Genomic DNA, 26,999 nt, shown 5'->3' on the forward strand with positions numbered 1-26,999 from the left:
GGACCACGACGCCGACGGCAACCCTTTCACCGAGTAGATGGTCGATCCCGCCATGGAGGAAAGCAAGAGCCGAGAGGAAAAGTTCCCGAGCCTCGGCGGCGCCCGCCGTGCCAGCGGCGGACCCGGCCCGACGGCGGAAGACGAAGCCTATGAAATCCGCATCGCCCGGGACGGCACCTGGTATTATCACGGCAGCCCGATCGGCCGCATCGCCTTGTGCAAGCTCTTCTCCACCGTGCTGCGCCGGGACGAGAGGGGCGACTACTGGCTGATCACGCCGGCGGAGCGCGGGCGCATCACGGTGGAGGATGCGCCTTTTGTCGCGGTGGAGGTCACCGCCGACGGCGAAGGGCAGGATCAGCGCCTGACCTTCCGCACCAACCTGGACCATGAGGTCACGGCCGGTCCCGACCACCCGATCCGGGTAGAGACCGATCCGGGTACGGGCGAACCCAGCCCCTATGTGCTGGTGCGCGACAATCTGGAAGCCCGCATCAATCGCGCTACCTTCTACCATCTGGTCGAACGGGGCGAGGAACAAGCGGGACCGGAAGGCACCGAGTTCGGCGTCTGGAGCGGCGGCTGCTTCTTCCCCCTGGGCCGGCTGCCTGCATGAATTTGGCCCGCATTGGATTGTTCGTGTAACCTGATGGCACGATGACGCCGACGCCCACCGAAGAAGATATCCGCAGCCGCTTCCGCCGACGCCGCAATCCGCCCATGCGGGTGATCGGCATCCGTGGCGACCATGATGGCAATCCCGGCCTTCATCCCCCGGCGGAGCTGCGGGACGCCGCCGTTCTGGTGGGGCTGGTCGCGCATGACAGCGGGCTGACGGTGATGCTGACCCAGCGCACCGCCCATCTGGCCGCCCATGCCGGCCAGATCAGCTTCCCCGGCGGCCGGGTGGAGCCGGAGGATCAGGGGCCGGTGGACACCGCGCTCCGCGAGACGGAGGAGGAGGTCGGGCTGCCCCGCACGCGGGTGGAGGTGCTGGGCTTCCTCGACACCTATATCACCCGCACCGGCTTCCGCATCACGCCGGTGGTGGCGATCATCCGCCCGCCCTTCATCCTGCGCCCCGACCCTTATGAGGTGGAGGAGGTGTTCGAGGCCCCCCTCTCCTTCATCCTGGACCCTGCCAACCGCATCCGCGAATCCCGGGAGTTCAAGGGCGCCATGCGCCATTTCTGGGCCTTTCCCTATGGCCGGCATTATATCTGGGGCGCGACCGCCGGCATGTTGATCAATCTGTGCGAGGTTCTGGGCGGAGAGGTGGAGGCGGCGTGACGGCCGGGTGAATCCGCTTCACCCGATCGTGAAAAGGCCGCGTTTGCCGACGGGCGGGAAGCTGCCGAGAGTGGGGACACAGCCCCACCGATCCGGAGCCAGCGCCCATGTCCAGCACCAGCACCAGCCGAGTTCTCTTCGAGGCCGCCGACGGCATCGCCACCCTGACCCTCAACCGCCCGGACAAGCTGAACGCCATCGACTACGCCATGGCGGACCGGCTGATGGAGCTGCTGGACGGGATCGAGGCGGACCGGAGCATCGGGGCGGTGATCCTGACCGGGGCCGGCGACCGGGCCTTCTCCGCCGGCGGGGACATCCGCGAATTTTCGGGCAGCGTGGCGCAGGGGCCATTGGTCGCCGTGCGTGACTTCGTGCGCCGCGGCCAGTCCATGACCGCCCGGCTGGAAGCCTTTCCCAAGCCCATCATCGCCGCCGTCAACGGCCTCGCCTTTGGCGGCGGCTGCGAGATCACGGAAGCGGCGCATCTGGCCGTCGCCAGCGACCGCGCCCTGTTCGCCAAGCCGGAGATCAGGCTGGGCATGCCGCCCACCTTCGGCGGCACCCAGCGCCTGTCCCGGCTGGCCGGGCGGAAGCGGGCGTTGGAGCTGCTGCTGACCGGGGACACGTTCCCGCCAGCCCGCGCCCTGGAACTCGGCCTCGTCAATCAGGTGGTGCCGCATGGGGACCTCATGGCGGCCGCCCGCGATCTCGCCCGGCGGATCCTGCGCCATTCCCCGCTGGCCGCCGCGGCCATCATCACCGCCGCGACCCGCGGGCTGAACATGAGTATCGGGGAGGGGCTGCAGATGGAGGCAGAGCAGTTCGCGCGGGTGGTGCCCAGCCGCGACCTGCGCGAAGGGCTGGATGCCTGGATGGCGCGCCGGCCGCCCGCCTTCACGGGATGCTGACCGTCTCCGCCAAGGCGCCGCGCATCCAGTCGCGGAAGGCGGCCACCTCCGGCCGGGCCAGGGACTCCGGGGCCGCCACCAGCCAGTAGGCGGTCTCTGCCCGCACCGGCGGCCCCAGCACCGGCGCCAGCCGCCCGGCTTCCAGGTCGGCCCCGGCCAGGGGCAGGCGTCCCATGGCGACGCCGAGGCCCCTGGCCGCTGCTTCCAGCGCCATGTGGATGGTGTCGAAGCGCAGCCCGCCCCGGCCCGTCTCCAGCCCCGCCCCCGTCAGCTCCGACCAGCGGCTCCAATCCTCCTCCACGCTCTCCACATGCAGCAGGGTGGTTCCGGCCAGGTCGGCGGCCGTGCGGATGCCGGCGGCCAGGGACGGGGCGCAGAGGGGAACCAGATATTCCGGCGCAAGCCGAACGGCGGACAGGCCGGGCCAGCCGCCGCGCCCCATCCGCACGGCCAGATCGACGCCGTCGCGCGGGAACTCCACATGGCGGTGGCTGGTGTCCAGCGACACGGCGATGTCCGGATGGCGTGCTGCGAAGCGGGGCAGGTTGGGGACAAGCCAGAGCAGGCCGAAGCTGGGCGGCACGCTGACCGACAGCCGCCCGCAGGGCCTGCGCCCCGGCACCGATTCGGTCGCCCTTGTCAGCAGCTCCAGCGCGGCCCGCACCTGGGGCAGGTAGGCGGCCCCGGCGGCGGTCAACTCCAGACTGCGGTTGCCGCGCGCGAACAGGGGCACGCCCAGCCACGCCTCCAGCGACTGGATGCCATGGCTGACGGCGCTGGGCGTCAGGTGCAGCTCCTCCGCCGCGCGCTTGAAGCTCAGATGCCGGCCGGCCGCCTCGAACAGGCGTAGGGCGTTCAGTGGGGGCAGTCGGTAGGCCAAGGCGCGCATCCCTCCAGATCGCGGAAGCATGGCCCGGTGCCGGAAGGCGGCCAAACGAAATCCATTTCGATCCGAGTGAGTGGAATTCACCCGAATAGCCGGTGGATTTGGAGATGCATTGGCATCCAGCTCCGGCTGCCCCATCTTCGGTATAGCCACCATAATGCGGTTCCGCCGATGCTCAGGGTCCTGCTCACCATCCTCATCCCCCTGCTGCTGCCGACCCTGGTCTATGTCGGCTACTTGGTGCTGACCGGCCGGCGGGCGGCCGTGGGGCGGGGTGGGGAGCCGGCGGCGGATGTCCCCTGGGTCTGGCTGCTGGCGGCGGGTATCGGTCTGATGGCGGCCTTCCTGGTCTCGCTGGCGCTGCTGGGCGGGCACGGTACGGACAGCCTCTATATCCCCGCCCATGTGGGGCCGGACGGGCAGACCGTTCCGGCGCGCGTCATTCCGGCCGACCAGTTGCCGCGCGAGGCTGCGCCGGCCGAGGACGCAGCCCCGCAGTGAGCGTCCGAAGGGGGCATTGGACAATCCCGCGCCGGCTTGGTTAGATCGGCAATGCTGGACCTTTCCGGTCCCGACCGTTCGAGACCGTTGCCAAGAGGCGCCATCGGCACGCCGCGCATGGAACCAGTCCGCCACCTTGATCCCGTCGGCCCGATGGCCAGCCTTCAGGCCCGCCGGGTGCTGCAATCCCTGATGCGTACGGGGCAGGAGGCGCGGTTCGTCGGCGGCTGCGTCCGCGACGCCGTGCTCGGGGTGGAGGCGTCGGATGTGGACATCGCGACGCCGCTGCCTCCGGAAGAGGTGATGCGCCGGCTGAAGGCCGATGGCATCCGCGTCGTGCCCACCGGGATCAAGCACGGCACCGTCACCGCCGTACTCGACCATGACAGCTTCGAGATCACCACCCTGCGCCGGGACGTGGAGACGTTCGGCCGGCATGCCAGGGTGGAGTTCACGGATGACTGGGTGGCAGACGCGACCCGGCGGGACTTCACCTTCAACGCCATGTCCCTGTCCCCGGAGGGGGACCTCTATGATCCGTTCAACGGGTTGGAGGATCTGGAGAAAGGCCGCGTCCGATTCGTCGGCGAGGCGCAGGCCCGCATCCGCGAGGATGTGCTGCGCATCCTGCGGTTCTTCCGCTTCCATGCCCGGTTCGGCGGGCCGGAGCCGGAGCCGACGGCCATCCGCGCCTGCTCCGAACTGGCGCACCTGCTGCCGACCCTGTCTGGCGAACGGGTGCGGGAGGAACTGCTGCGCCTGCTGGACGCCGACCGGGCGGTGGATGTCTGGCGGCTGATGCTGGATTACGGGATTGTGGCGCATCTGCTGCCCCAGGCGACGCGGGTGGAGCGGCTGGCAGCACTGGACCGGCTGGAATGGATGGTGGGGGAAGCCGATCCCATGGCCCGGCTTGCGGCTTTGCTGCCCAAGGGGCGGACGACGGCGCAGGAGGTGGCGGAGCGGCTGAAACTGTCCAACGCCCAGCGGGACCGGCTGCTGTTGCTGGCCGATCCGCCGGTGGACGTGCATCCCGACCTCGGCATCAAGGCCCGGCGGCACGCATTGCAGAAGCTGGGCACGGAGCCCTACCGCGATCTGCTGCTGCTGGCGGCATCCGACCGCGGCACCCCGGCGGCGGAACTGCTGGAGCCGCTGGCGGAGGCCGCGTCCTGGATCATCGTTCCCTTCCCGTTGAAGGGGCAGGATCTGCTGGACATGGGCGTGCCGCCGGGGCCGGAAGTCGGGCGGATTCTGGCCGGGGTGGAGGGATGGTGGGCCGCCCGCGAGTTCCAGCCCACGCGGGAGGAGTGTCTGGCCGAGCTTCGGCGCAAGCTGGCGGAGCGCGCGGCGGGCGATTGAGCGCGGCCCGGCCGCGCCTTTACATGAAGCTGTAGGGGTCGATATCCACCTGCACCCGCACCTGGGGCGGGATTTCCACCTTGTCCAGCCACTCGGCCACGATGGGCTGGAGCGCCAGGCCCTTCGGCCCCTGGATCAGCAGACGCCTCCGGTGCCGCCCACGCAGGATGGACAGGGGGGCAGGGGCCGGCCCCAGCACCAGCAGTTCCTGCCGGTCGCGAGGCGCGGTGCGGCCGAGGCGCAGGGCCACTTGGTCAACCAGCCGGTCATCCTCTCCGGACACGATCAGGGCCGCCAACCGGCCGAAGGGCGGCATGCCGGTCTCCAGCCGGCTCTGCTTCTCATGATCCAGGAACGCCTCCCGGTCGTGGGAGGCCAGGGCCTGCATCACCGGATGCTCCGGCATGTGGGTCTGGAGGTAGACACGGCCCGGCCGGCTCTCACGCCCGGCACGGCCCGCCACCTGGTGCAGAAGCTGGAAGGTGCGCTCCGACGCCCGCAGGTCGCCGCCGGACAGGCCGAGATCGGCATCCACCACCCCCACCAGGGTCAGCATGGGGAAATGGTGTCCCTTCGCCATCACCTGGGTGCCGATCAGCAGATCGATCTCCTGCGCCTTCACCTTGTCGATCACGTCCTGGATGGCGCGGGGACCCAGCAGCGTGTCCGACGTCATCATGGCGACCCTGGCCTCGGGCCACAGCATCGCCGCCTCCTCCGCCACCCGCTCCACGCCCGGACCGCAGGCGACGAAGCTCTCCTCCGCCCCGCAATTCTCGCAGGATTCGGGGGTCTTGGCGGTGAAGCCGCAATGATGGCACTGAAGCCGCTTGGTCAGCCTGTGCTCCACCAGCCAAGCGGTGCAGTTCGGGCATTGCAAGCGGTGGCCGCAGGCGCGGCACAGGGTCAGCGGCGCATAGCCCCGGCGGTTCAGGAACAGCATGCCCTGCTCCCCCGCCTCCAGCGTCTCCGTCATGGCCTTGCGCAGGATCGGGCTCAGCCACTGGTGGCGCGGCGGGGCGGCGTCGGGCTTGCGCAGATCGATCAGGGTCACGTCCGGCATGGTGGCACCGCCATGCCGGCCCGGCAGGTCCATGCGGGTGTAGCGCCCGACCTCCGCATTCACCAGCGTCTCCAGCGCCGGGGTGGCGGAGACGAGGACGGTGGGGATCTTGCCCAGATGCGCCCGCGCCACGGCCATGTCACGGGCATGGTAGATCACCCCGTCCTCCTGCTTGAAGGCGGGCTCATGCTCCTCATCCACCACGATGAGGCCGAGATCGGGATAGGGCAGGAACAGGGCGGAACGGGCCCCCACCACCACCCTGGCCTCCCCGCTGGCGATGGCGCGCCAGGTGGTGCGGCGGATCATGCCGGTCAGGTCGGAATGCCACTCCGCCGGGCGCGCGCCGAAACGGGCCTGGAACCGGTCCAGCCACTGGGCGGACAGCGCGATCTCCGGCAGCAGCACCAGCGCCTGTTTGCCGGCCCGGAGCGCCGCCGCCACCGCCTCGAAATACACCTCCGTCTTGCCGGAGCCGGTGACCCCGTCCAGCAGGGTGCAGCTATAGCCGCCCTCCGTGACGCGGGCCGCCAGATGGTCCGCCGCCTCCCGCTGGAAGTCGGACAGGGTCGGGCCGGCCAGTGTTCCGTCCGGCGCCTGGAAGCGGCCCAGCGGGCGGATGGGTACGGGCAGCAGCACGCCGGCATCGGCCATGGCGCGCACCACGGCCGGGCTGCATCCGGCCTCGTTCGCGATGTCGGCGGCGGTGCGGGGCGGCCCGTCGGCCATCAGCGCCAGCACGGCCTTCCGCGCGGCGGTCAGCTTGAAGCCGTCGGGCAGGTCGGCGTCGGCCCGGCAATAGCCGGTCATGGCCCGCGGCTCCTCCAGCGCTGCCGACACGCTGACCGCCATGCGCAGCACGTTGCCGAGCTGGGACATGGTGTAGCCGGCCACCCATTCGATGAAGCGGCGCGAGGCCTCCGGCATGGGCGGCAGGTCGAAGCGGCGCGCCACCGGCTTCAGCTTGGCATCGGGAACCGCGTTCTCCGCCGGTTCGGCGGGTTGCGCCGGCGCGCCCCAGACCACGCCGAAGACCCGGCGGGGACCCAGCGGCACCTCCACATAATCGCCGGGGGCGAGGTCCAGCCCGTCCGGCACGCGGTAGTCGAAGGGTTCGGGGAAGGGCAGCGGCAGGGCCACGGCCACGCGGCGGGCCGGGCCGGCGGGCGGGGGCGGCTTGGATTTGGGCGATGATGCGCGGCCAAGCTTCGGCGCTTCCGGCTCCTCCGCCGTCAGGCGGAAGTCGTCCGGCGCAAGGCTGCCGCTGCTGCTGCCTTCCCGCTCCACGTCCGGCTCCGTGCCGCTTTCGTTCCTGGTGATGGCTTAGCAGATATGGGAGCTTCCGCGCCAGGGGCGGGGTGCTTTTCCGTGTCCGCCGTCAGCCCGGCTTGCGCCGGGATGACAGAGTAGAGTGGGCGTATCCCCTGGCAGGAAAAGGGAGGCGCCCTGTCCATCAGGTCGGCGAACGGCTGATGGATTTGATGGGGCCGCGAGGATTGCCGGACATCTCGGCAATCTTGCGGTCCTGTGCCTCCAGCCAGGCGCGCACGCCGGCTTCGCCTTCATGCTCCGGCACTTCGGCCTTGGGCACCTTGCGGTTGGAGCTGCGCGCGCCGTCCTGGTAGAGGACGTCGTAAAGAACATAGCCCGTCTCGACGGGCGGCTTCTTGCGAGCCATCAGACTGCTCCCAATTCATCGGTCATAAGACAGGCAAGCAAAAGGGCACCGGTCTCCCGGTGCCCTTCGCCGACCTGTATGAGCGAGCCGGTCCCGGCTGCTCAGGCGTTCTGCAGGTTTTCCGCAGAGGTCTTTCCGCGCCGCGGATCGCGCACTTCCTCATAGGAGACCTTCTGGCCTTCATTGAGGCTGCGCATCCCGGCCTTCTCGACCGCGGAGATGTGCACGAACACATCAGCGCCGCCATTGTCGGGCTGGATGAAACCATAGCCCTTGGTACCATTGAACCACTTCACGGTGCCGATCGGCATCCAATCCTCCATCATGGAAGAGTTGCACCCCTGCGCGCATGCAGGGGCGCGCCAGACTGGGGAGTAGCGATCCGATCACCCGAAGGCGGATAGGCCGGTCGTCCGAAACAGAATGACCCCCTAGATGTGAGCCTGTCAGGCCCACTAGACAAGAACGAATTCGTCGGCCCCCCTAGCCGGAGGGAGGAACAGCGTTGTCGCAAGGAGTGGGATCGGCTCCGTGCCCGCCCTGTGGAAGCGCGGTCGCCGACATCCTGGATGCACGGCCGGCCCTGGACTCCACGCGCCGGATCGCCCGCCCGGCACTGCGCCGGGCGATCGGAAAAGACACGGCCCGATCCCATCTCCTCTTTTTGTCCCACACCCCCTTTGCGGCCCTTGCGCGTTAACCCCGTAACACCCGGGCGGAGCGGCGGTTGGTTCCGGTAAGATTCGGAGTGGTGAGAGCCTTGGCCAATTGCTTGCGTGGGGTCGCTGGGAAGGCATGACGATCCAGAGAAGCCGAATATATCTGGGACCGCGCCGCGGCGCGGCCGTCGCCATTTCCGTTGCCGAAGCCCCGCCCTTTGCATTCCAACCCTTCAATCCGGACCTGACAGCCTGATGACGAATCGCGATCCCTTGCGCATCGCCTTCCGCGTCGGCCGGTTTCCGACCTTGAGCGAAACCTTCGTGCTGAGCCAGATCGAAGGCATGATCGAGCGCGGCCACCGCGTCTCGATCCTGGCCGATTCCCCGGCGGACGGGGACGGGCCTGCCGCGCTGCCGGGCCGACTGGCGGGGCTGGAGGAGGTCAATTACGTGCTGCCGCGCAGCCCGCTGCTGGCCCAGACCTACATGCACCTGCCCTATCGCATCCGCCGTGCCCTGGCCGGGGTGGAAGAGCGGCGGATGTGCCGGGACAACGACATCGTGGTCTGCAATTTCGGCTGGTTCGGGGCCATGACGGCGGAAAGCGTCGGCGGCCGGCAGCGCCGCGCCCGTATCCTCACCATCTTCCATGGCGACGACATGTCCCGCACCGTGACCCAGGCGGAGCCGGACCTCTATGCCGAACTGTTCCGGGTCGGCGACGTGCTGGCGGCGGTCAGTGATTTCTGGCGCCGCCGCCTGGTCGAGCTGGGTGCCCCGGAGGAGAAGCTGACCGTCCACCATATGGGTGTGGATGTGGACCGCTATCCGTTCAATCTCCGTCCGCCGGCCGAGGCTCGACCCTTCGAGCTGGTCACCGTGGGGCGACTTGTGGAGAAGAAGGGGGCGGAATTCATCCTGCGCGCCCTGGCGCGGGTGCGGGAGAGCCGCCCCGATCTCCGCTTCCGGCTGCGCGCCATCGGCGACGGGCCGCTGCGCGAACCGCTGGAGGCGTTGCGCGCCGAGCTGGGATTGCAGGACAGGGTGGAGTTCCTGGGGGCGGTGGCGCATGAGCGGGTGGCGGAGGTGCTGGCCGCATCCGACGCCTTCGTGCTGCCCAGCGTGGTGGCGTCCGATGGGGACATGGAGGGCATTCCCGTGTCGCTGATGGAGGCGATGGCGAGCGGGCTTCCGGTCGTTTCCACCCGCCACAGCGGCATACCGGAACTGGTCGAGCACGGCGTCAGCGGCCTCCTGGCCGAGGAGCGCGACGTGGAGGATCTGGCCCGGCAGCTCACCCGCATCATGACCGATGCGGACGGGCGGGCGGAGCTGGCCCGTGCGGCGCGGCGGACGGTGGAGCTTCACTTCAATGAGCGGCTCCTGAACGACAGGTTGGACGCGATGCTGCGCCGGCTGGCCGGGCGGGAGCATGAACCCTTCCCCCTGCATGAACCGTTACTGCGCAGGGCCTGACCCGTCGGGCTGCCTGTGACTGGAATTCAGCGAGGGTCGACTCCGTGCGCGTGTCCGTGATCATCCCCGTCTTCAATGGCGAGGCCTTCCTGGCCCAGACCCTCCGTTCCGTCCTGAACCAGACGCGGCGGCCGGATGAAGTGATCGTGGTCGACAACGGCTCCAGCGACCGCAGCGTGGAGATTGCGCAGGGCTTCGGCGGCATCGTGCGGACGATCAGCGCGCCCGGCGGCGGCGCGTCGGCCGCCCGCAATGCCGGGGTGCGGGAGGCCACGGGCGACGCCATCATGTTCCTGGACGCCGACGATCTGCTGGGCCCCACGGTGATCGAGGAGTTGGCTGCGGTGCTGGAACGGCGGCCGGGCACGGTGGCTTGCTGCCCCTGGATGCGGTTCGAGCTGGTGGGGGAAAGCTGGCTGGCCGCCCCGGCCTCCTGCGCGCCGCGGCGGAACGGGCATGACGATCTGCAGGCCTGGCTCACCGGCTGGTACCATCCGCCCTGCGCCCTGCTGTGGTCGCGCGCCGCCTATGAGGCGAGCGGGGGATGGGACCCGGAGATCAAGGTCAATACCGACGGCGACATCATGATGCGCGCCCTGATCGCGGGCGTGGAGCTGGCGCCGACCGCCGGCGGCACGGCCTATTACCGCCGCCTGCCCGGCGACGCCGTGTCGCTGAGCGGCAAGCGCTTCACCCGCACCGGCCTGGAATCCCGGCTGGCCGTGCTGGACCGGGTGGCGGATCGGCTGGGCGAAGCCGGCCGGATCGCCCGCTACCGCGCCGCCCTGGCGGAGGCTTATGACGGGCTGGTCCGCGATGCCGGCGGGTTCCCCGATCTGCGTAGCCGTGCCCTTGCCGCCGCCACGACCCATGGTGGGCCGGAGAAGCTGCGCCGCCTGCGCCGGCGGCTGGAGCGCGTGACGGACCGCGCCCGCCGCAGCATGCGCCCGCCAGCATTGCCGCCGGTGGCCGCCAGGGGCGTGTCGCCCGACCGGGCGGAGCCGGGGCCGGAGCGCCCGCTGGTCTCCATCATCGTGCCGACCTACAACCGTGCCCATCTGCTGCCGCGGGCGGTGGGCGGTGTGCTGGCCCAGACCTATGACCGGTTCGAACTGCTGATCATCGACGACTGCTCCACCGACAATACGGCGGAGGTGGTGGAAGGCTTCGGCGATGCCCGCATCCGCTATATCCGTCAGCCGAAGAATGGCGGAGTCTCCGCGGCCCGCAACCGCGGCCTGCGGGAAGCGAAAGGGGAGCTGATCGCCTTCCTCGACTCCGACGATGAATGGGTGCCGGAGAAGCTGGCCCGGCAGGTGGAGCTGGTGCGCCGCCGGCCCGACAAGGTGGGGCTGTTCTACACCGGCGTGCTGACCTACGGCGCCGAGGGCGACCGGCAGATCGAGGTGCCCGTCCATCGCGGCGATGTCTGGCGGGAGATGCTGCACCGGAACGCGATCCACGGCACCAGCAGCACCATGCTCCGCCGCGAGGTGGTGGAGATGGTGGGCTATTTCGACGAGACCCTGCCCGCCATCGAGGATTTCGACTACTGGACCCGCATCGCCCGCTTCTACGAGTTCGACTTCGTGCCCGACGCTCTGACCATTTATCACAATGAGGATCAGGACGAGTCGGCGGAACTGGAGCGGCGGTCGCGCAACTTCCCCGCCAACATGGCCGCCCGCCATGCCTACGCCCAGCGCTATGCGCCGGAGGCGAAGCGGGAGGGGGTGCGCCACCTGTTCCTGCTGGAAACCGCCCGCCGCCAGCTCCGCTCTCCCGTTGGGGATTCGCGGGCGGCGGTGAAGGCGCTGCTGCGCGCCATCAAGAACCGTCCGGCGGAGCCGCGCCTCTATATGTGGCTGCTGTTCGCCCTTCTGCCCCGCGGCCCGCGGGAGGCGATGGGGCCGGCGATCAAGAGCTTCCGGGAACGGGTGGTGCCGCAGCGGCTCTGGTTCGGCGCCGGGCAGGCCTGACGGAACCTGCATCGGGCGCAGCAGACAGCCGCAGGCTGCATGGGTGGCGTATGGACCCTCCCGGCCCGCTGCCCTATATAGGCGCCAACCCTTGCCACCCTTGCCGGACAGGTCCCTCATGAAGTTCTTCGCCGACACCGCCGATATTGCCGAGATCCGCGATCTCGCCGCCACTGGACTGCTGGACGGGGTGACCACCAACCCGTCGCTGGTCGCCAAGTCCGGCCGGTCGAGCTTCGTGGAGCTGATCGCGGACATCTGCGAGGTGGTGGACGGGCCGGTCTCGGCCGAGGTCGCTGCCATCGACTTCGAGACCATGCTGAAGGAAGGTCGCCATCTGGCCCAGATCGCCCCGAATGTCGCGGTGAAGGTGCCGTTGACCCCGGCCGGGCTGAAGGTCTGCCGCACCCTGGCGAACGAGGGCACGATGGTGAACGTCACCCTCTGCTTCTCCGCCGCCCAGGCCATCCTGGCCGCCAAGGCGGGCGCCGCCTTCGTCTCCCCCTTCGTGGGCCGGCTGGACGATATCGGGCAGAACGGGCTGAACCTGATCGCCGAGATCGTCGAGATCTACAACCAATATCCCGCCTTCACCACCGAGGTGCTGGTGGCCAGCGTGCGCAACCCGATCCATGTGGTGGAGAGTGCGCGCATGGGCGCCCATGTCGCCACCATGCCGCCGGCCGTGATCCGCTCGCTCGCCAACCACCCGCTGACGGACAAGGGCCTGTCCCAGTTCGTGGCCGACTGGCAGAAGACCGGCCAGGACATTCTGAGCCAGGAGCTGCCGAAGCGCGGCTGAGCCGCAGGCACGCGTTCCCGAAAGGGCCGTCCGCAGGGGCGGCCCTTTTTTCATTGGAGCGGGCTCAGAAATCGTATTTCAGAGTCACGCGGCTGATCGTGTCGGTGCCGGTCAGCCCCTCCGGCGGATCGCTCTCGTTCCGGACGGTGAAGGACAGGCGGGAGGAGATATGGCGGCTGACCTTCAGCTCAAGGGCGGAGATGCCTTCCAGCGAGCGGTTGTCCGCGCCGACCAGGGCGTTGACGGTCTGTAGGAACCGGGCGCGCGCCGCGATCTGCCAACGCATCGAGGCCGAGCCGCGCAGCACCGTCTCCGCCTCCGTTCGGGCGGCTTCCTGTTCGGTGGAGACGTAGCGGGTCTGGCGCAGACCGGGGCCGCCATCCAGCTCCAACCGCACCGCCGGCCCGTCCGCCGCCACCCAGCCGAGGCCGAGCGTCTCGGTGAAGCGCCAGGAATAGCCGGCGAAGCGGTCCCGCTCCCACCCCAGATGGCCGGACACGAAGAAGCGGGGATCGTAGAACCAGTTCGGCTCGTAATTGGTGGTGAAGCGTTCGGACGTGGTCTGGCCGCCGGCACGGCGGTAGTCGGCGGTGCCCTTGATAGCGTGACGCCAATAAACCGTCTCCTTCGACAGCCCGAAGCCCAGCGTCACCGCCGTCTCATTGCTGTTGCCGGTGGAAAGGGATGCGCCGGCTTCCGCGCTGCCGGCCCAGCCGACGAATACATAGTCGGCGGCGGCGACTTTGGCCCGGCGCGTTGCCTCCGCCTGCTCGCCCTGAAGCACCGCTGTCAGAGCCGCGATCTCCGCCGCCAGCTCCGGATAGGCGGCGGTGGCCAGGGCGGCGGTCTCGCCCAGGGTTTCTCCGTCGGTCAGGGCGGCTTGGCGAAGCATCCGCTCCACGCCGTCCGGCAGGCCCTGTCCGGCCAGGGCCGGAGAAGCGGAAAAGGCGAGGCAAAGCGCGAGCGCCACGGCGCGCATCTGTGTCCGTTGGATCATGGAGAAGCGATGTCTGACTGGTAGCAGGGGCGGGCGGGGCGGGATCGGCCCGTCCGGCCGGGGTTCAAGCACAGGGGCGTCCCCTCTGGCAACCCCGCGCCGCCCTCAATGCAGCTCGAGTAGGCTGTGGGCCCGGCCCAGAGCGGCGTCGAATCGCAGTATTTCCAGCCGCACCGGCGGGGACAGCTCGGCGCAGGCCCGCTCCAGCCGCCGCCGCTCCCGCTCCAGCTTCTCCGCCAGTCGGGTCCTGGCGGCCGGTCCGGAACGGCGGCGGGCCAGCAGGCGGCGCAGGCAATCCTCCGGCGGGGTGTCCAGACGGATTACATGCAGCGGATGCTCCCGCGCCAACTCGCTCGTATGCTCGACCTCGGCGCTCAGCACCAGCCCCTCCAGCAGAACGTCGTGCCCTTCCGCGGCGAAACGGCGGGCCAGCCGGAACGCCTCGGCCAAGCCGCCATCCACCGCCCGGATGGTGTCGCACCCGCCGCAGGTGGCCTCGCCATAATGACCCAGCACCGCCAATGGCCGCCCGCCCGCAGGGTGGGCCAGATGCCAGGCGATGGGCCGCCTCCGCCCGGCCCGCATCACCGGCACGGCCTGCGGCGGCGCTGCTTCGCCGGTCCAGCCATAGGCGGCCAGCAGCCTGCGGACGAAATGGGTCTTGCCGGCACCGGCGGTGCCGCGGGGATTGATGATGACCGGCTGCATCGAACCTCATGCCTGGCTTCGGGGATGGTCCGCCGATGATGGCGACGGCTCCCAAGGGGACCAGATATCCAGGTCACCCTGAACCCCTATTCCAGGCGCGGCTTTCGATTTGGGCGAAACGGGTTTCGGCCATATGCTGGAGCAGGAGGTGGTCATGGAACATCACATCCGCTTATCTCTGGACGATGCGGTATGGAGCCTGTTGGACAGCGCTGCCCAGGAGCGCGGCATCAGCCTCTCCGCTTATCTTCATGAAATTGCCGTGAACGAGGCAAAACGCATCCGGCGGGAGCGCATCCGCGCACAAAGCAATGCCCTTGCCGCCTGTATCGCCGAATGCCCTGAAGCCCGCGATTTCTATGAGGATTGGAGCGGGTAACCCGGTGAATTGCGGTCGTTGACGGTTACCGGCACCGCGCTCCGCGAAAGGCATGCATGCAGGGAGCGGCGGCACCTTGCGGGCGGGGCCGGAGATTGGTAGGAACCCGGCATGAATACGCAGGTCAAGATCGCCCCGAGCATCCTTTCCGCCGACTTCGCCAAGTTGGGGGAGGAGGTCCGCGCCATCGACGCCGCCGGCGCCGACTATATCCATGTTGATGTGATGGACGGGCATTTCGTGCCCAACATCACCATCGGCCCCGGCGTGGTGAAGGCGCTACGCCCGCACTCGGCCAAGCCCTTCGACGTGCATCTGATGATCTCGCCCGTGGATGCCTTCATTCAGGGCTTCGCCGATGCCGGCGCGGACATCATCAGCTTCCATCCCGAAGCCGGGCCGCACCCGCACCGCACGGTCCAGCTCATCCGGTCGCTGGGCAAGAAGCCGGGCATCGTGCTGAACCCGCACACGCCGGTGGAGATGGTGGATTACCTGCTGGGCGATGTGGATCTGGTGCTGGTGATGTCCGTCAATCCCGGCTTCGGCGGCCAGAGCTTCATCAAGAGCCAGCTCGGCAAGATCGCGGAGCTGCGCCGCCGTATCGACGATGTCAGCAGCCAGCAGGGCGGCCGCCCCATCGACCTGGAAGTGGATGGCGGCGTGAATGTCGAGACGGCGAAGCTGTGCGTCGAGGCCGGGGCCAACGTGCTGGTGGCGGGCACCTCCACCTTCCAGGGCGGGCCGGCGGCTTATGGCGCGAACATGCGCCGGCTGCGCGGCGAGCAGGGCTGATCCCGCCAGATGCCAAGCCCATCCCGCCCCGGCCGAACGCATAAGCGCTTCACCGCCGGCGGCGGCTGGCTGTATGGCAGCGCGCTCTACCGCCTGACGGCGCTGGCCGGGCGCGGCCCGTCCGGCCTGTCCGCCGCCCCGCCCGATCCCTGGCCGGGCGATGCCGCGCATGGGCAGGAGCTGCTGAACAACGTCTTCCGCTTCGCCGGCCAGACGCTGAGCGCGGAGCTGCCGCCCTGGCTGGACGATGCAGCCGGTCCGGCTTGGCTGGCGCGGATGCACGGCTTCGACTGGCTGCGCGACCTGCGCGCCGTGGGCGGGGACGCGGCCCGGCGGCAGGCGCGGCTGCTGGTGGATCACTGGGTGGAGACGCAGGGCCGCTGGAACCCGGTGGCCTGGGCTCCCGATATCATGGGCGGCCGGCTCTGCGCCTGGATCGGGCAGCATGATTTCTTCCTGGCCAGCGCCGACGATCATCTCCGCGCCCGCGTCTTCGACAGCATGGCGCAGCAGATGCGCCATCTGCAGCGCACCGTGCCGGGCAAGCTGCGCGGCGATGCCCTGTTGCTGGCCATCAAGGGGCTGGCCTATGGCGGTCTCTGCCTGCCGGGGTTCGAGGCGGCGGCCCAGGCCGCGCGCGACCTGCTGGTGCGGGAGCTGCCGCGCCAGATTCTGCCCGATGGCGGGCATGTGGAACGCTCGCCCGCCGTGCAGCTCCACACGCTGCGCCACCTGATCGATCTGCGCACCTGCTTCCGCACCGCGCGGGCGGAGGTGCCGGAGGCGTTGCAGCACGCCATTGATCGGATGACGCCGACCTTGCGCTTCTTCCGCCACGGGGACGGGGGGCTGGCCCTGTTCAACGGCACGGCGGAGCAGGAAGCGGTGCTGATCGACACCGTGCTGGGTCAGGCGGACGCCCGCGGCCGGCCGCTGAAGTCGCTGCCCCATATCGGGTTCGAGCGGATGAATGCCGGCCGCGCCTGCCTGCTGATGGATACGGGCGCGCCGCCGCCGCCGGGCCTGGACGCCGTCGCCCATGCCGGCACGCTGAGCTTCGAGCTGTCAGTGGGGCGGGAGCGGCTGATCGTCAATTGCGGGGCGCATCCGTCCGAGTTCGGTCCCTGGCGCGCCGCCCTGGCCGCCACCGCGGCCCATTCCACCGTGACGGTGGCGGATACCAACTCCTCCTCCGTCATGGATGAGGGCGGGCTGGTCCGCCGGCCCCGCAAGGTGGAGGTCACCCGGCAGGACAGCGATGCCGGCTGCTTGGTGGAGGCCAGCCACGACGGCTACCGCGAGGCGCACGGCCTGATCCACCGCCGCCGCCTGTTCCTGTTCGAGAACGGGGAGGATCTGCGGGGCGAGGACAGCCTGGAGGGTGTCGGCACGGCCGGCCAGGGCAAGGAATTCGCCGTCCGCTTCCACCTTCATCCAACTGTTCAAGCAAGCATTCTGAACGCTGGCGACGCTGCGCTGTTAAGGATGGCATCAGGGCAAGGCTGGCGCCTTCGTGTGGCCGGCGGTGTGCTGGAGTTGGCGGACAGCGTCTATCTGGGCAGCGGCCCGGAACCGCGCAAAAGCAGCCAGCTGGTCATCCGGGGCCTGACGGGGTCCGGCGCGACTACGGTCAAGTGGGCATTGCGCCGGGAGAAGCCGGCGGCGCCCCGCGCGACCGCCCGGACCACCGACGACGACGCGGACGGCTCCACGCCGGACCTGGCCACCTGACACAAGGGCGAGCCTCCGGACATGGAAAACAACGATTTCACCGATCTCTTCTATCTGATCGCCGTTGTCGGCGGCACCATTCTGCTGGGCGCCATCCTGCTCTACGCGATGATCCGCAATCGCCGTCGGCGCCCCATGCAGACCCCCGGCGAGCTGCGGGAAGGCCATCCCCAGCCCCGGCAGGCGGACAATGTCCGCAACGTTCCTCCCACGCATCAGAGACACTGACCCATGGCTTCCCCCGATCTCGTCCCCATCCGCCGCGCCCTGATCTCCGTCTCCGACAAGACGGGGCTGGTGGATCTCGGCAAGGCGCTGGCCGCCCGCAAGGTGGAGATCCTGTCCACCGGCGGATCGGCCAAGACCCTGCTGGAGGCCGGCGTGCCGGTCGTCGAGGTCGGGAGCCACACCGGCTTTCCGGAGATGATGGACGGCCGGGTCAAGACCCTGCACCCCAAAATCCATGGCGGCATCCTGGCCCGCCGGGATGAGCCCGGCCATGTGCAGGCCATGGAGCAGCACGACATCCCCGGCATCGATCTGGTGGTGGTCAACCTCTACCCGTTCGAGGCCACGGTCGCGAAGGGCGCCGATTTCGAGACCTGCATCGAGAATATCGACATCGGCGGCCCGTCCCTGATCCGCGGATCGGCCAAGAACCACGACTTCGTCGCCATCGTGACGGAGCCGGGCGACTATGCCGAGCTGCTGTCCCAGTTGGAAGCCAATGACGGGCGGACGGGGCTGGAGTTCCGCCGCCGGTTGGCGGCCAAGGCCTATGCCCGCACCGCCGCCTACGACGCCGCCATCGGCCAGTGGTTCGCGGGCCAGGTCGGGCAGGAGTATCCGCAGCGCTTCGCCATCGCCGGCGAGCTGCGCCAGACCCTGCGCTATGGCGAGAACCCGCACCAGTCCGCCGCCTTCTACGTGACGGGGGAGAAGCGGCCCGGCATCGCCACGGCGACCCAGTTGCAGGGCAAGGAGCTGTCCTACAACAACCTCAACGACACGGACGCCGCCTTCGAGCTGGTGGCCGAGTTCGAGAAGCCCGCCATCGCCATCATCAAGCACGCCAATCCCTGCGGCGTGGCCGAGGGGGAAAGCATCCACGAGGCCTATCTGCGCGCACTGGCCTGCGATCCGGTTTCGGCCTTCGGCGGCATCATCGCCACCAACCGCACGCTCGACGCCGTCACGGCGGAGGAGATCGCGAAGCTGTTCGCCGAGGTGGTGATCGCCCCCGACGCGGATGAGCAGGCCCGCAAGTTGCTGGCGTCCAAGAAGAATCTCCGCGTGCTGCTGACCGGCGCCATGCCGGACCCGGCGGCCAAGGGGCTGTACCACAAGTCGGTTTCCGGCGGCTTCCTGCTGCAGGGCCGCGATTCCGGCCGGGTCGCGCTGGACGGGCTGAAGGTGGTGACGGAGCGTGCGCCCGGCGAGGCGGAGCTGCGCGACCTGCTCTTCGCGTTCCGCGTCGCCAAGCATGTGAAGTCCAACGCCATCGTCTACGCCAAGGGCGGGGCCACGGTGGGCATCGGCGCCGGGCAGATGAGCCGGGTGGACAGCTCCCGCATCGCCGCCTGGAAGAGCCGTGACGCCGCCCAGGCCGCCGGTCAGGCGGAGCCGGGCACCAAGGGCAGCGTGGTCGCCTCCGACGCCTTCTTCCCCTTCGCCGACGGGCTGATCGCCGCGGCGGAGGCCGGGGTCACCGCTGTGATCCAGCCCGGCGGCTCCATGCGCGACCAGGAGGTGATCGACGCTGCCAATGAGCGCGGCCTCGCCATGGTCTTCACCGGCATGCGCCACTTCCGGCATTGATGCCAAGCCGCCTCTCCTTGCCGGGGAGAGGGGAATCGGGCGTAGCCTCCAGGCGCTCAGCCCAGGCTTACGCAGCCTGCGAGGCGGTCAGCTCCTCCACCACGCCGATGATGATGGCGCGGGTGCCGGGGTTGGCCGCCTCGAAGGCCACGCGGCCGCCGACCTGGGCGGCAAGGCCCTGGGCAATGCGCATGCCAAGCCCCTTGGTCTGGGACGGGTCGAAACCCGGCGGCAGGCCGGGGCCGTAATCCCGTACCTCCAGCCGGAAATGGGCCTCGCTGCGGCGGAACGTGATCTCCACCCGCATTTCCCCGCGCTCGGCCCGGCCATGCTTCAGCGCGTTGGTCACCAGCTCGTTGGTCAGCAGCGCCAACGGCGGGGCGCGGTCGGTCAGCACCGTGGTGTCGTCGGCATCGACGACCAGATTCTGCGCCGGCAAGCCGAGCTGCCGGGCAAGATGGCCGCACAGCTCCCGCAGGAACACCCCGACCTCCACCTTCTGGACATCGTCGCTACGATAGAGCCGCTCATGCACGGCGGCGATGGCGCGCACACGCCCCACGGCCTCCTCCATCCGCCGCCGCACCGCCGGATCGGCGGCCGAGAGCGCATCCAGGCTGAGCATGCCGGAGACGAGCTGGAGGGAGTTCTTGACCCGGTGGTTGACTTCCTTGATCAGCAGCTCCTTCTGCTCCAGCAGACGGTCGCGCTCCGCCAGGGCCGCGCGTAGACCTTCCTGCACCTGGCGCCGCTCGGTCACATCGCTGCACTGGATGGCGACGCCGTCGCCGAACCTGATGGCGGAGTTGCGGAACCAGCCGGGAATGCCGTCGCCGCTGAAGCTCACCTCGATATCGTGCGGCTCCCCTGTCTCCACCACCTGGGCATAGCGCTCCAGCAGGCCGCCCGGCCCGGCCGCGGTAGCGGGAAGCTGTTCCAGCAGCCGCCGGCCTTTCAGCCCCGTCTCCTCCGCTCCGAATATCCGGAGAGCAACGGGATTGGCATAATCCCAGACGAAATCCACGATGCGCCCGTCCCGCCCGCGCACGGCCGTCAGTAGGGCGAAGCTGTCCAGGGAAAGCTGCTGCACGGTCTGGAACCTGTCCGCCAGCACCTCCAGCTCAAGCCGGCGCAGCTTGTAGACGCCCAGGATCACGGCGATCAGCACTGCAATCGATGCCGCGGCGACCCAGGCGTTCCGCACCATCGCCTCCCGCCAGGGGGCCAGCACCGTGCTTTCCGGTAGGGCGAAGATCACGGATACCGGGAATCCGGAAACGCGCCGCCAGCCATAGAGCTTCAAGACGCCCTCCAGTTCGGACCGGGCCCAATAGAGGCCACGGTCGGCTCCGGAGGCGACAGCCGCCACAACGGGATTCTGCTGCGTCAGGACAGGGGGCGCGCCGCCCAGGCTCGGGTAGCGGACGATCATGTGGCCGTCGTCACGGACCAGGCCCACGATGAAACCCGCCTCGTCGCTGACGCGGGAATAGAAATCCTCGAGATATTTCGGCGCGACGGATACGACCAGGACGCCGTCGAATCCTTCTCCGCCGGGCGACGTGCGGCGGACGGCGACATTGAAGCGGAACCGGCTGGTGACGCGGCCGGGGTAGGCCCGGCTGATATAGGGGCCGACGCCGCTCTCGCGCAGGGCCTGCCAGTAGTCGCGGTCGACAATGCTGAAGGGGGCCAGGGGGAAGGAGTGGCTGCCGGCCCGTACCGTTCCGTCGGCATCGCTCAGCCAGATGGCGTCGGCCTGGTCCAGCGCGTCCGCGGTGCGGACCAGCTCCCCGTGCAGCGCCTGGGAGGCGGCGATCTCCTCCCAACTCATGCCGCGGATCAGCGCATCCACCTGCCAGAGAACAAGCTGTTGCGTCTCGAACAGCTTCGCCGCATGCTCATGCAGGATATCGATCTTCTGCGCCACGTTCCGTTCGGCCGCGCGCAAAGCCTCCTGCCGGCTGAGGAAGCCGGCAATGGCAAGGACGGCCAACGGAAACAGGATGGCCGCTGCGATGAGCCACCGGAAGGTGGTGGACCCAGGCAGTCGGGCCAGCAGACGGGTGCGCATAGCAGACTGGCCCCGACCGGATGTAGCAGCAGGCTATTAGACCGATCAGGCAATATCTCCGCCACAAGGCATTGGAGATATGCCGAACGGCATAGGCGGCTGGTGATGGGCCAAGCGGCGCGGCCCTGCGCGCATTCCATGCGTCGCGGCGGCTTGACTCATATCGCAGCCTCGGTTAGAAAGCGCGCCTTCGCCGGGCGCATCTGTGTCCGGCGTTACGATTTTCGTGTGTCCGTGCGATCTTTGCCGCCCCGCCAGTGTGGGCGGATTTCGCCGCAAAGCATAGGGTGTTCCGATGTCCCGCAAGTGCGCCGTGACCGGCAAGGGTGTGCAGTTCGGCAACAACGTCAGCCACGCCAACAACAAGACCCGCCGCCGGTGGGAGCCCAACCTGCAGGAAACCTCGCTGCTGTCCGACGCGCTGGGCCGCATGGTGCGCCTGCGCCTGTCCACCAACGGCATCCGCACGATCGAGCACAAGGGCGGTCTGGACGCGGCGTTGCTGGACATCCGCGACGCCGACCTGACCCCGGCCGCGCTGAAGGTCAAGAAGCAGATCGCCAAGGCGATCGCGAAGAAGCAGGACGACGTTGCCGCCTGATACAGGCGCGTCCCAGCTTCGCTGACGCATCGATCCGCTTGACGGGCTGATCCGGCCCCGCGCTCACCCGCGGGGCCGCATGCGTTTGCGCGTCCGCGCCCCAGCCCGAGCCGGTTCCATGTCGCTCTCTCCCGCAGCCCTGATCCAGCTCCTGAACGGCATCCCGCCGGAGTTTTTGCTCCTAGGTCAGGCCCTGCTGTGCTTCGGCGCCATCCTCCTGATGGGCCGCCTGTTCGGGGCCGCGGGCCTGTATCTCTACATCGCCGTGGCCGTGATCGGCGCGAATGTGGAGGTGCTGAAGCCTGTCCAGTTCGGCTTCTACGACCATCCGGTCGCCATGGGCACGGTGCTGTTCGGCTCGACATATCTCGCCACCGACATACTGACCGAGCATTTCGGGCGGGAAGCGGCGCGCACCTCGGTGTTCCTGGGCTTCGCGGCCTACCTGCTGTTCACGGTCTTCATGATCGTGACGCTGGGCTTCTCGCCCATGACTCCGGCGCAGGCTGGGGCGGAGATGGAATGGGCGCTGCCGATGCAGGACCATATCGCCGCCCTGTTCACCCCGGCCCCGGCCCTGTTCGCGGCCGGCATGACAGCTTACCTGACCAGCCAGCTCTTCGACGTCTGGGTCTACCAGCGCATCCGGGCGGCAACGGGCGGGCGGTATCTGTGGCTGCGCAACACCGGCTCCACCGCGATTTCCAGTCTGGTGGACAACATCGTCTTCAGCGTGCTGGCCTGGGTGGTCTTCGCCCCGACCCCGGTGAGCTGGGAAGCGCTGGTCTTCACCTACATCCTGGGCACCTATCTGATGCGCCTCGCCCTGGCCGTGCTGGACACGCCCTTCATGTACCTGTCCCGCCGGGCGCTGGGACGGCAGGTGGCGGGGACGGCGGCGCTTTAAGCAGGGGACGGGCCAAGCCCCGTCCTGTATGGTCCCGCACCGGCATCCTCCCTCCCCAAGGCGTCGCAATCCGCACCGAGCGACCTACGCATCTGGCAAGACCGATAAGATGACCTCCTATCCCGGCTTTTCCTTCGACATCACCCACCGCGATCCCGAGAGCCGCGCCCGCACGGGCCGGCTGGAGACGCCGCACGGGACCATCGAGACGCCCAACTTCATCTTCTGCGGCACCAAGGCCAGCGTGAAGGGTGTGACGCCGGAGCAGCTCCGGGCGGAGCAGACGGACATCATCCTGTCCAACACCTACCATCTGATGATCCAGCCCGGTGCGGACACGGTCGCCGCAATGGGCGGGCTGCACAAATTCATGGGCTGGGACGGGCCGATGCTGACCGACAGCGGCGGCTACCAGATCTTCGCCATGGGCCATGGCAGCGTGGCGGACGAGGTGAAGGGCCGCCGCAGCACCGCCCGCGAGAAGACCCTGCTGAAGATCACCGAGGAGGGGGCGACCTTCCGCAGCTACACGAACGGCGAGAAGCTGTTCCTGACGCCGGAGCGGTCCATCGACATCCAGCGCAAGCTGGGCGCCGACCTGATCGTGCAGTTGGACGAGTGCACGCCTTTCCATGTGGACCGCGACTACACCGCCCGCTCCATGCGGATGAGCCATCGCTGGGGCGACCGCAGCCTGGCGGAGTTCGAGCGCGGCGGGGGGATCAGCGCCAACGGCATGCCCCAGGCCATGTACGGCATCATCCAGGGCGGCATCTATCCGGACCTGCGCAAGGAAAGCGCTGAGTACACCGCCAGCCGGCCCTTCTTCGCCACTGCCGTGGGCGGAAGCCTGGGCGCGCACAAGGACCAGATGGTGGAGGTGGTGGCCATGGCGATGCCGCATGTCCATCCCGACCGGCCGGTCCATCTGCTGGGCATCGGCGGCATCGTCGACATCTTCGAGGGCGTGAAGCTCGGCATCGATACTTTCGACTGCGTCAGCCCCACCCGCATCGCCCGCCATGGCTGGGCCCTGATGCCCGGCGCGAAGGGGGAGCGGCTGAACCTCCGCAATGCCCGGTTCCGCGAGGACCCGGCCCCTATCGATGAAAGCTGCGGCTGCCACGCCTGCCGCACCTACAGCCGCGCCTATATCCACCATCTGCTGAAGGCAGGGGAGCTGCTGGCCATGTCGCTGGTCAGCCTGCACAACATCCACACCATGAACCGCCTGATGCGGGACGTGCGCGAGGCGATCCGCACCAATACGCTGGAGGAGGCGAGGCGGCGCTGGGTGTGGCAGGGGTGACGCACCTCCGCAGCCGGAGCGGTGCATCGCTCCGATAGAGTATGAATTAACCCAAAATCGCGCTAAACTGGATGGGTCAGCATTCGACAAGGACCTGATCCGTCATGTCCAGCCCCGTCCCGCACAGCAGTTCCAGCACGGCCGCCAGCCTGGGCCCCGTGGTGGATGAACATCTGCGCTGGTTGACCCGCTGGCACCGGGCGGTGTTCTTCCATGCGGAGTCCGGCCTGCCGGGCGTGGAGGCGGTGACGCCGCCCACGGCCTTCCTGGATTGGGTCCGCCGCATCCGCGACACCGAGTTGACGGAGCAGCCGGCGGTGGACCGGCTGGTCCATCTGCACGAACAGCTTCACCGCATGGCCCGGCTGATGCTGGCCCGCACGATCGAGGGCGACCGGCTGACCCTGCCGGCGTACGAGTCGGTGGTGGAGAAGTTCGAGGATTTCATCGCCCAGTGCCGCCGGTTCGAGAAGGCGTTCAGCATTGCCGGCAGCGGCATCGATCCCTTGACGGGCCTGCGCAACCGCACTGGCATGCATGAGGAGCTGGAGCGGGAACTGAACCGCTTCCGCCGCATGGGCAGACCCTTCTGCGTGGCCCTGTGCGACCTGGACAAGTTCAAGTCGGTCAACGACACCTACGGGCATGAGGCCGGCGACCGGGTCCTGATGGCCGCCGCCGGGGCCATCAACCGCGGCATCCGCAGCTTCGACGAGGCTTTTCGGATGGGCGGCGAGGAAATCCTGATCCTGCTGAAGGACACGACCGCGCCGGAAGCGCTGTTCGTGCTGGAACGCCTGCGCGCCGACCTGGAGGCGCTGCCGGTGCAACTCGCCGACGGCGGCACCCTGCACGTCACCGCCAGCTTCGGCTTGGCCGAAGCAACCCTGCATACGCCGCTCGAAGAGCTGGTGGACCAGGCCGACCAGGCCCTCTACCGCGCCAAGCGCACCGGACGGAACCGGGTGGTCTGTCATGGCGAGGCGGATCTGGTGGCAGCCGACGCCGGCTGAGCAGGCCCCAGACAGCCTGGGCGGAAGAAGCCCTTACGCCCGGAAGGACAGGCCGGCGCCGGGCCTGTGGGTGCGGAGCCAGTGGCGGGCGGGCACTTCGACCAGCCGGTAGCTCGCCGCGGAGACCGCCAGAAGCAGGGTGAAGAAGACGGCGTAAAGCGCGATCTCGGCCAGATAGCCGGGGGAGCTTTCCTGCCCCGGGAACCACGCCTGCAACAGAGCCCACATCACCAGCAGCAACGGCCAGTGCAGCATGTAGGCGGCATAGGAGATGCTGCCGAGCCAGACCAGGGGGCGGGAGCCGAAGACCCGCCCCGCGGACCCGCGGTTGCCGGACAGTCCCGCCACCAGCAGCGCCATCGCCGCCACGGTCAGCTCGTCATGGACGCCGTGATGCATCAGCAGCGCCACCGTGGCGCCCGCAAGCACGCAGCCGGTATCGGTCTGCACCAGCCGCAGCCAGCGCGCGCCGCTCCGCCATTCGCGGAACAGCCAGATGCCGAGAATGAAGGAGGGCAGGCAGCGGACCACGCCGAAATCATGGTGCAGATTCAGTCGCCCCTGTCCCAACCCCTCCGCCAGCAGGGTCAGCGTGCCGATGCAGGCGGCCGGCAGCACCATATGCCAGCCCCGCGGAACCAGCATCACCAGCGGCACAAGCCAGGGGAACAGGGCGTAGGCCGCGGCCTCCGCGCTGATGGACCAGGACGGCACGTTCCAGCAGAGCCCGTCTGTGACCCCCCAGGCGTTCAGCAGCACTACGGAAGCCGCCAGATTGCCGGGATCATAGCAACGCCCGACCGACCTGTTGCCGCCTTCGACCATCCCGGTGGCGACCAGCCCGATCAGCAGCGCCAGCGTGGCGATGTGGAGCGGATAGACCCGCGCGAACCGCGCCCACCAGAAGCCCCGCACCCGGTTCCATCGGACGGGTCCGTCCAGGAACTCGCCCGCATGGACATGGGCCAGGATGAATCCGCTGAGCACGAAGAAGAGGTCGACCCAGAGATATCCCTTCTGGATCAGTTGCGTCCCGCCAAGCCACGGCACTTCGAACCATGGTCCGAAGTGTTTGAAGTGCAGCAGCGCCACCAGCAGGGCGGCAATGCCCCGCAACCCATCCAATGCCGCCAGCCGGTCCGCCATGATCTGGCGCGGTGGCTCCATGTTCGCGTCCTCCGCTGTGGGCGCGGGAAGCGCCCAGGCGGGTCCTCGTGCCGGCTTCCGAATGCGTTTCGCGGCCGGCCTTCTATGCAGGTCCCTGTAGAATGAACGTGGCGGGGAGGCGCGCATTCCCGGCCCAGGGACCATGTCACAGCGGGAAATGGGGGAGCGCCGCACCCCGTTCGGGACCGGCGCTGCGTTTCAAAGCGCGGCAGGCGCTCTGCAGGCCGCGTGAGGCGGCTCCGAAAAGGTGGTGGCCGCGGCGACCGGGACATGAAAAAGGGCCGGCTCCCGGAGGGACCGGCCCTTCATGCGCGCGGATGTGCGGCGTTACTGGATGCCCAGGACCTCGGCCACGGTGCCCTGGTCGTCGTTGATACGCTCATCGCCGTCCATGCGGGAATACTCCCGGAGCTCCTTGGCCTGCTGCTCGGTCAGCGGCAGGCGCAGGCCCTGCTCCGTGCGCTCGAACATGTGGAGCGGCACCAGGACCTCCTGGTCGTTCCAGTTGAACCAGCCGTCATCCACCTCCAGCACGGCGAACACCTCGCCGTTCCGGCGGATCAGCTCATCGATCTCGCCGATCTCGGCCCCTTCGGCGCTGTAGACGTCCATGTCGTCCAGATCGTCGAGGTCGATGTCGGCGATCCCCGCCTGAAGCCCCTGGGGAGAGGCTATGGCCGTGCGGTCGTCGCCCACGGTGTCGGGCGTCATGGCGGGGTCGGTGGAGGTGCCCTGCGGCGTGGTCACCGCCGGCGCAGCCGGCCGGGCTTCCAGGGGCGGGGTGGCGTCGGTCTGCGCCAGGGCCTGGCCGCCGAGGAGAAGCGCGCCTGCGGCGGCGCCCAGCAACAGGGTGCGGTTCATGCCTAGCATGCTGATTTCCTCCGGTTTTC

26 protein-coding genes are annotated in these 26,999 nt (G+C 68.9%); 17 read left to right on the forward strand and 9 right to left on the reverse strand.

Going from position 1 to position 26,999, the window contains the following annotated elements:
- The first annotated feature begins 37 nt into the window (after positions 1 to 37).
- The 3 genes from DOL89_RS16125 to DOL89_RS16135 all read left to right on the forward strand — a co-directional run bounded on the left by DOL89_RS16125 (position 38) and on the right by DOL89_RS16135 (position 2,201).
- The gene (locus DOL89_RS16125; protein WP_225889828.1) at positions 38 to 616 is read left to right on the forward strand and encodes a DUF1285 domain-containing protein; all 579 of its coding nucleotides are present in this window, start codon (positions 38 to 40) and stop codon (positions 614 to 616) included.
- Between the two features lie 41 nt (positions 617 to 657).
- Complete coding sequence (locus DOL89_RS16130) at positions 658 to 1,290, forward strand: CoA pyrophosphatase (RefSeq protein WP_119680074.1); 633 nt, start codon at positions 658 to 660, stop codon at positions 1,288 to 1,290.
- Between the two features lie 107 nt (positions 1,291 to 1,397).
- Positions 1,398 to 2,201 carry a crotonase/enoyl-CoA hydratase family protein gene (locus DOL89_RS16135; RefSeq protein ID WP_119680075.1) on the forward strand — a complete coding sequence of 268 codons (804 nt, stop codon included), beginning with the start codon at positions 1,398 to 1,400 and terminating at the stop codon, positions 2,199 to 2,201.
- On the opposite strand, the gene gcvA is transcribed toward DOL89_RS16135, so the two are convergent.
- Positions 2,188 to 3,090 carry a transcriptional regulator GcvA gene (gene gcvA, locus DOL89_RS16140; RefSeq protein ID WP_119680076.1) on the reverse strand — a complete coding sequence of 301 codons (903 nt, stop codon included), beginning with the start codon at positions 3,088 to 3,090 and terminating at the stop codon, positions 2,188 to 2,190. The genes DOL89_RS16135 and gcvA overlap by 14 nt on opposite strands.
- Positions 3,091 to 3,258: 168 nt before the next feature.
- Between gcvA and DOL89_RS16145 the strand changes: the two genes are divergently transcribed.
- Entirely contained in the window at positions 3,259 to 3,588 is a 330-nt protein-coding gene (locus tag DOL89_RS16145; protein ID WP_119680077.1) for a DUF6111 family protein, read from the forward strand.
- 51 nt (positions 3,589 to 3,639) lie between these two features.
- Positions 3,640 to 4,950 carry a CCA tRNA nucleotidyltransferase gene (locus DOL89_RS16150; RefSeq protein WP_225889829.1) on the forward strand — a complete coding sequence of 437 codons (1,311 nt, stop codon included), beginning with the start codon at positions 3,640 to 3,642 and terminating at the stop codon, positions 4,948 to 4,950.
- Between the two features lie 19 nt (positions 4,951 to 4,969).
- On the opposite strand, the gene DOL89_RS16155 is transcribed toward DOL89_RS16150, so the two are convergent.
- From DOL89_RS16155 to DOL89_RS16165, 3 genes are all read right to left on the reverse strand, one after another.
- Entirely contained in the window at positions 4,970 to 7,249 is a 2,280-nt protein-coding gene (locus DOL89_RS16155) for a primosomal protein N' (RefSeq protein WP_404813500.1), read from the reverse strand.
- Between the two features lie 217 nt (positions 7,250 to 7,466).
- Positions 7,467 to 7,691, reverse strand: coding sequence for a hypothetical protein (locus tag DOL89_RS16160; RefSeq protein WP_119680079.1), 225 nt, complete (start codon positions 7,689 to 7,691; stop codon positions 7,467 to 7,469).
- A gap of 101 nt (positions 7,692 to 7,792) precedes the next feature.
- On the reverse strand, positions 7,793 to 8,002 hold the full coding sequence (locus DOL89_RS16165; RefSeq protein WP_119680489.1) for a cold-shock protein: 210 nt from the start codon (positions 8,000 to 8,002) through the stop codon (positions 7,793 to 7,795).
- Positions 8,003 to 8,605: 603 nt separating this feature from the next.
- On the opposite strand from DOL89_RS16165, the gene DOL89_RS16170 reads away from it, so the two are divergent.
- The 3 genes from DOL89_RS16170 (at position 8,606) to fsa (ending at position 12,610) form a co-directional block, all read left to right on the forward strand.
- Positions 8,606 to 9,829 (forward strand): glycosyltransferase, encoded by a 1,224-nt coding sequence (locus tag DOL89_RS16170; protein ID WP_119680080.1) that lies wholly within the window; start codon positions 8,606 to 8,608, stop codon positions 9,827 to 9,829.
- A 44-nt stretch (positions 9,830 to 9,873) separates the two neighbouring features.
- Positions 9,874 to 11,808 (forward strand): glycosyltransferase family 2 protein, encoded by a 1,935-nt coding sequence (locus DOL89_RS16175; protein WP_119680081.1) that lies wholly within the window; start codon positions 9,874 to 9,876, stop codon positions 11,806 to 11,808.
- A gap of 118 nt (positions 11,809 to 11,926) precedes the next feature.
- The gene (gene fsa / locus DOL89_RS16180) at positions 11,927 to 12,610 is read left to right on the forward strand and encodes a fructose-6-phosphate aldolase (RefSeq protein WP_119680082.1); all 684 of its coding nucleotides are present in this window, start codon (positions 11,927 to 11,929) and stop codon (positions 12,608 to 12,610) included.
- A gap of 64 nt (positions 12,611 to 12,674) precedes the next feature.
- On the opposite strand, the gene DOL89_RS16185 is transcribed toward fsa, so the two are convergent.
- Together DOL89_RS16185 and DOL89_RS16190 are read right to left on the reverse strand one after the other, a co-directional pair.
- Positions 12,675 to 13,607, reverse strand: coding sequence for a DUF481 domain-containing protein (locus DOL89_RS16185; protein WP_119680083.1), 933 nt, complete (start codon positions 13,605 to 13,607; stop codon positions 12,675 to 12,677).
- Between the two features lie 105 nt (positions 13,608 to 13,712).
- Positions 13,713 to 14,315, reverse strand: coding sequence for a hypothetical protein (locus DOL89_RS16190; protein ID WP_119680084.1), 603 nt, complete (start codon positions 14,313 to 14,315; stop codon positions 13,713 to 13,715).
- Positions 14,316 to 14,448: 133 nt separating this feature from the next.
- Here DOL89_RS16190 and DOL89_RS16195 point away from each other — a divergent pair, with 133 nt between their 5' ends.
- From DOL89_RS16195 to purH, 5 genes are all read left to right on the forward strand, one after another.
- Positions 14,449 to 14,694 carry a hypothetical protein gene (locus DOL89_RS16195; RefSeq protein ID WP_162937571.1) on the forward strand — a complete coding sequence of 82 codons (246 nt, stop codon included), beginning with the start codon at positions 14,449 to 14,451 and terminating at the stop codon, positions 14,692 to 14,694.
- A gap of 111 nt (positions 14,695 to 14,805) precedes the next feature.
- Positions 14,806 to 15,489: a ribulose-phosphate 3-epimerase gene (rpe, locus tag DOL89_RS16200; RefSeq protein ID WP_119680086.1), complete on the forward strand. Its 684-nt coding sequence runs from the start codon at positions 14,806 to 14,808 to the stop codon at positions 15,487 to 15,489.
- Between the two features lie 9 nt (positions 15,490 to 15,498).
- Entirely contained in the window at positions 15,499 to 17,220 is a 1,722-nt protein-coding gene (locus DOL89_RS16205) for a heparinase II/III family protein (RefSeq protein ID WP_119680087.1), read from the forward strand.
- 21 nt (positions 17,221 to 17,241) lie between these two features.
- Positions 17,242 to 17,448 (forward strand): hypothetical protein, encoded by a 207-nt coding sequence (locus tag DOL89_RS16210; protein WP_119680088.1) that lies wholly within the window; start codon positions 17,242 to 17,244, stop codon positions 17,446 to 17,448.
- A 3-nt stretch (positions 17,449 to 17,451) separates the two neighbouring features.
- On the forward strand, positions 17,452 to 19,038 hold the full coding sequence (purH, locus tag DOL89_RS16215; protein ID WP_119680089.1) for a bifunctional phosphoribosylaminoimidazolecarboxamide formyltransferase/IMP cyclohydrolase: 1,587 nt from the start codon (positions 17,452 to 17,454) through the stop codon (positions 19,036 to 19,038).
- Positions 19,039 to 19,105: 67 nt separating this feature from the next.
- On the opposite strand, the gene DOL89_RS16220 is transcribed toward purH, so the two are convergent.
- Positions 19,106 to 21,112 (reverse strand): histidine kinase dimerization/phosphoacceptor domain -containing protein, encoded by a 2,007-nt coding sequence (locus DOL89_RS16220; RefSeq protein WP_119680090.1) that lies wholly within the window; start codon positions 21,110 to 21,112, stop codon positions 19,106 to 19,108.
- A 295-nt stretch (positions 21,113 to 21,407) separates the two neighbouring features.
- On the opposite strand from DOL89_RS16220, the gene rpmB reads away from it, so the two are divergent.
- The 4 genes from rpmB to DOL89_RS16240 all read left to right on the forward strand — a co-directional run bounded on the left by rpmB (position 21,408) and on the right by DOL89_RS16240 (position 24,942).
- Positions 21,408 to 21,713: a 50S ribosomal protein L28 gene (rpmB, locus tag DOL89_RS16225; protein ID WP_119680091.1), complete on the forward strand. Its 306-nt coding sequence runs from the start codon at positions 21,408 to 21,410 to the stop codon at positions 21,711 to 21,713.
- A 118-nt stretch (positions 21,714 to 21,831) separates the two neighbouring features.
- Complete coding sequence (locus DOL89_RS16230) at positions 21,832 to 22,620, forward strand: queuosine precursor transporter (protein ID WP_119680092.1); 789 nt, start codon at positions 21,832 to 21,834, stop codon at positions 22,618 to 22,620.
- 109 nt (positions 22,621 to 22,729) lie between these two features.
- The gene (gene tgt, locus DOL89_RS16235; protein WP_119680093.1) at positions 22,730 to 23,929 is read left to right on the forward strand and encodes a tRNA guanosine(34) transglycosylase Tgt; all 1,200 of its coding nucleotides are present in this window, start codon (positions 22,730 to 22,732) and stop codon (positions 23,927 to 23,929) included.
- Between the two features lie 104 nt (positions 23,930 to 24,033).
- Positions 24,034 to 24,942, forward strand: coding sequence for a diguanylate cyclase (locus DOL89_RS16240; protein WP_119680094.1), 909 nt, complete (start codon positions 24,034 to 24,036; stop codon positions 24,940 to 24,942).
- A gap of 33 nt (positions 24,943 to 24,975) precedes the next feature.
- Here DOL89_RS16240 and DOL89_RS16245 read toward each other — a convergent pair whose 3' ends face one another.
- Entirely contained in the window at positions 24,976 to 26,109 is a 1,134-nt protein-coding gene (locus DOL89_RS16245; RefSeq protein ID WP_162937572.1) for an acyltransferase family protein, read from the reverse strand.
- A gap of 327 nt (positions 26,110 to 26,436) precedes the next feature.
- Entirely contained in the window at positions 26,437 to 26,979 is a 543-nt protein-coding gene (locus tag DOL89_RS16250; protein ID WP_162937573.1) for a PRC-barrel domain-containing protein, read from the reverse strand.
- Positions 26,980 to 26,999: the final 20 nt, after the last annotated feature.

The sequence above is a fragment of the Indioceanicola profundi genome (assembly GCF_003568845.1).
GTDB lineage: Bacteria > Pseudomonadota > Alphaproteobacteria > Azospirillales > Azospirillaceae > Indioceanicola > Indioceanicola profundi.

Excerpts from the sequence above, each read along its gene's own strand:
- DOL89_RS16125 (WP_225889828.1), top strand. The coding sequence starts at position 38 with ATGGTCGATCCCGCCATGGAGGAAAGCAAGAGCCGAGAGGAAAAGTTC.
- DOL89_RS16130 (WP_119680074.1), top strand. The coding sequence starts at position 658 with ATGACGCCGACGCCCACCGAAGAAGATATCCGCAGCCGCTTCCGCCGA.
- DOL89_RS16135 (WP_119680075.1), top strand. The coding sequence starts at position 1,398 with ATGTCCAGCACCAGCACCAGCCGAGTTCTCTTCGAGGCCGCCGACGGC.
- gcvA (WP_119680076.1), bottom strand. The coding sequence starts at position 3,090 with ATGCGCGCCTTGGCCTACCGACTGCCCCCACTGAACGCCCTACGCCTG.
- DOL89_RS16145 (WP_119680077.1), top strand. The coding sequence starts at position 3,259 with ATGCTCAGGGTCCTGCTCACCATCCTCATCCCCCTGCTGCTGCCGACC.
- DOL89_RS16150 (WP_225889829.1), top strand. The coding sequence starts at position 3,640 with ATGCTGGACCTTTCCGGTCCCGACCGTTCGAGACCGTTGCCAAGAGGC.
- DOL89_RS16160 (WP_119680079.1), bottom strand. The coding sequence starts at position 7,691 with ATGGCTCGCAAGAAGCCGCCCGTCGAGACGGGCTATGTTCTTTACGAC.
- DOL89_RS16165 (WP_119680489.1), bottom strand. The coding sequence starts at position 8,002 with ATGCCGATCGGCACCGTGAAGTGGTTCAATGGTACCAAGGGCTATGGT.
- DOL89_RS16170 (WP_119680080.1), top strand. The coding sequence starts at position 8,606 with ATGACGAATCGCGATCCCTTGCGCATCGCCTTCCGCGTCGGCCGGTTT.
- fsa (WP_119680082.1), top strand. The coding sequence starts at position 11,927 with ATGAAGTTCTTCGCCGACACCGCCGATATTGCCGAGATCCGCGATCTC.
- DOL89_RS16185 (WP_119680083.1), bottom strand. The coding sequence starts at position 13,607 with ATGATCCAACGGACACAGATGCGCGCCGTGGCGCTCGCGCTTTGCCTC.
- DOL89_RS16190 (WP_119680084.1), bottom strand. The coding sequence starts at position 14,315 with ATGCAGCCGGTCATCATCAATCCCCGCGGCACCGCCGGTGCCGGCAAG.
- DOL89_RS16195 (WP_162937571.1), top strand. The coding sequence starts at position 14,449 with ATGCTGGAGCAGGAGGTGGTCATGGAACATCACATCCGCTTATCTCTG.
- rpe (WP_119680086.1), top strand. The coding sequence starts at position 14,806 with ATGAATACGCAGGTCAAGATCGCCCCGAGCATCCTTTCCGCCGACTTC.
- DOL89_RS16205 (WP_119680087.1), top strand. The coding sequence starts at position 15,499 with ATGCCAAGCCCATCCCGCCCCGGCCGAACGCATAAGCGCTTCACCGCC.
- DOL89_RS16210 (WP_119680088.1), top strand. The coding sequence starts at position 17,242 with ATGGAAAACAACGATTTCACCGATCTCTTCTATCTGATCGCCGTTGTC.
- purH (WP_119680089.1), top strand. The coding sequence starts at position 17,452 with ATGGCTTCCCCCGATCTCGTCCCCATCCGCCGCGCCCTGATCTCCGTC.
- DOL89_RS16220 (WP_119680090.1), bottom strand. The coding sequence starts at position 21,112 with ATGCGCACCCGTCTGCTGGCCCGACTGCCTGGGTCCACCACCTTCCGG.
- rpmB (WP_119680091.1), top strand. The coding sequence starts at position 21,408 with ATGTCCCGCAAGTGCGCCGTGACCGGCAAGGGTGTGCAGTTCGGCAAC.
- DOL89_RS16230 (WP_119680092.1), top strand. The coding sequence starts at position 21,832 with ATGTCGCTCTCTCCCGCAGCCCTGATCCAGCTCCTGAACGGCATCCCG.
- tgt (WP_119680093.1), top strand. The coding sequence starts at position 22,730 with ATGACCTCCTATCCCGGCTTTTCCTTCGACATCACCCACCGCGATCCC.
- DOL89_RS16240 (WP_119680094.1), top strand. The coding sequence starts at position 24,034 with ATGTCCAGCCCCGTCCCGCACAGCAGTTCCAGCACGGCCGCCAGCCTG.
- DOL89_RS16245 (WP_162937572.1), bottom strand. The coding sequence starts at position 26,109 with ATGGAGCCACCGCGCCAGATCATGGCGGACCGGCTGGCGGCATTGGAT.
- DOL89_RS16250 (WP_162937573.1), bottom strand. The coding sequence starts at position 26,979 with ATGCTAGGCATGAACCGCACCCTGTTGCTGGGCGCCGCCGCAGGCGCG.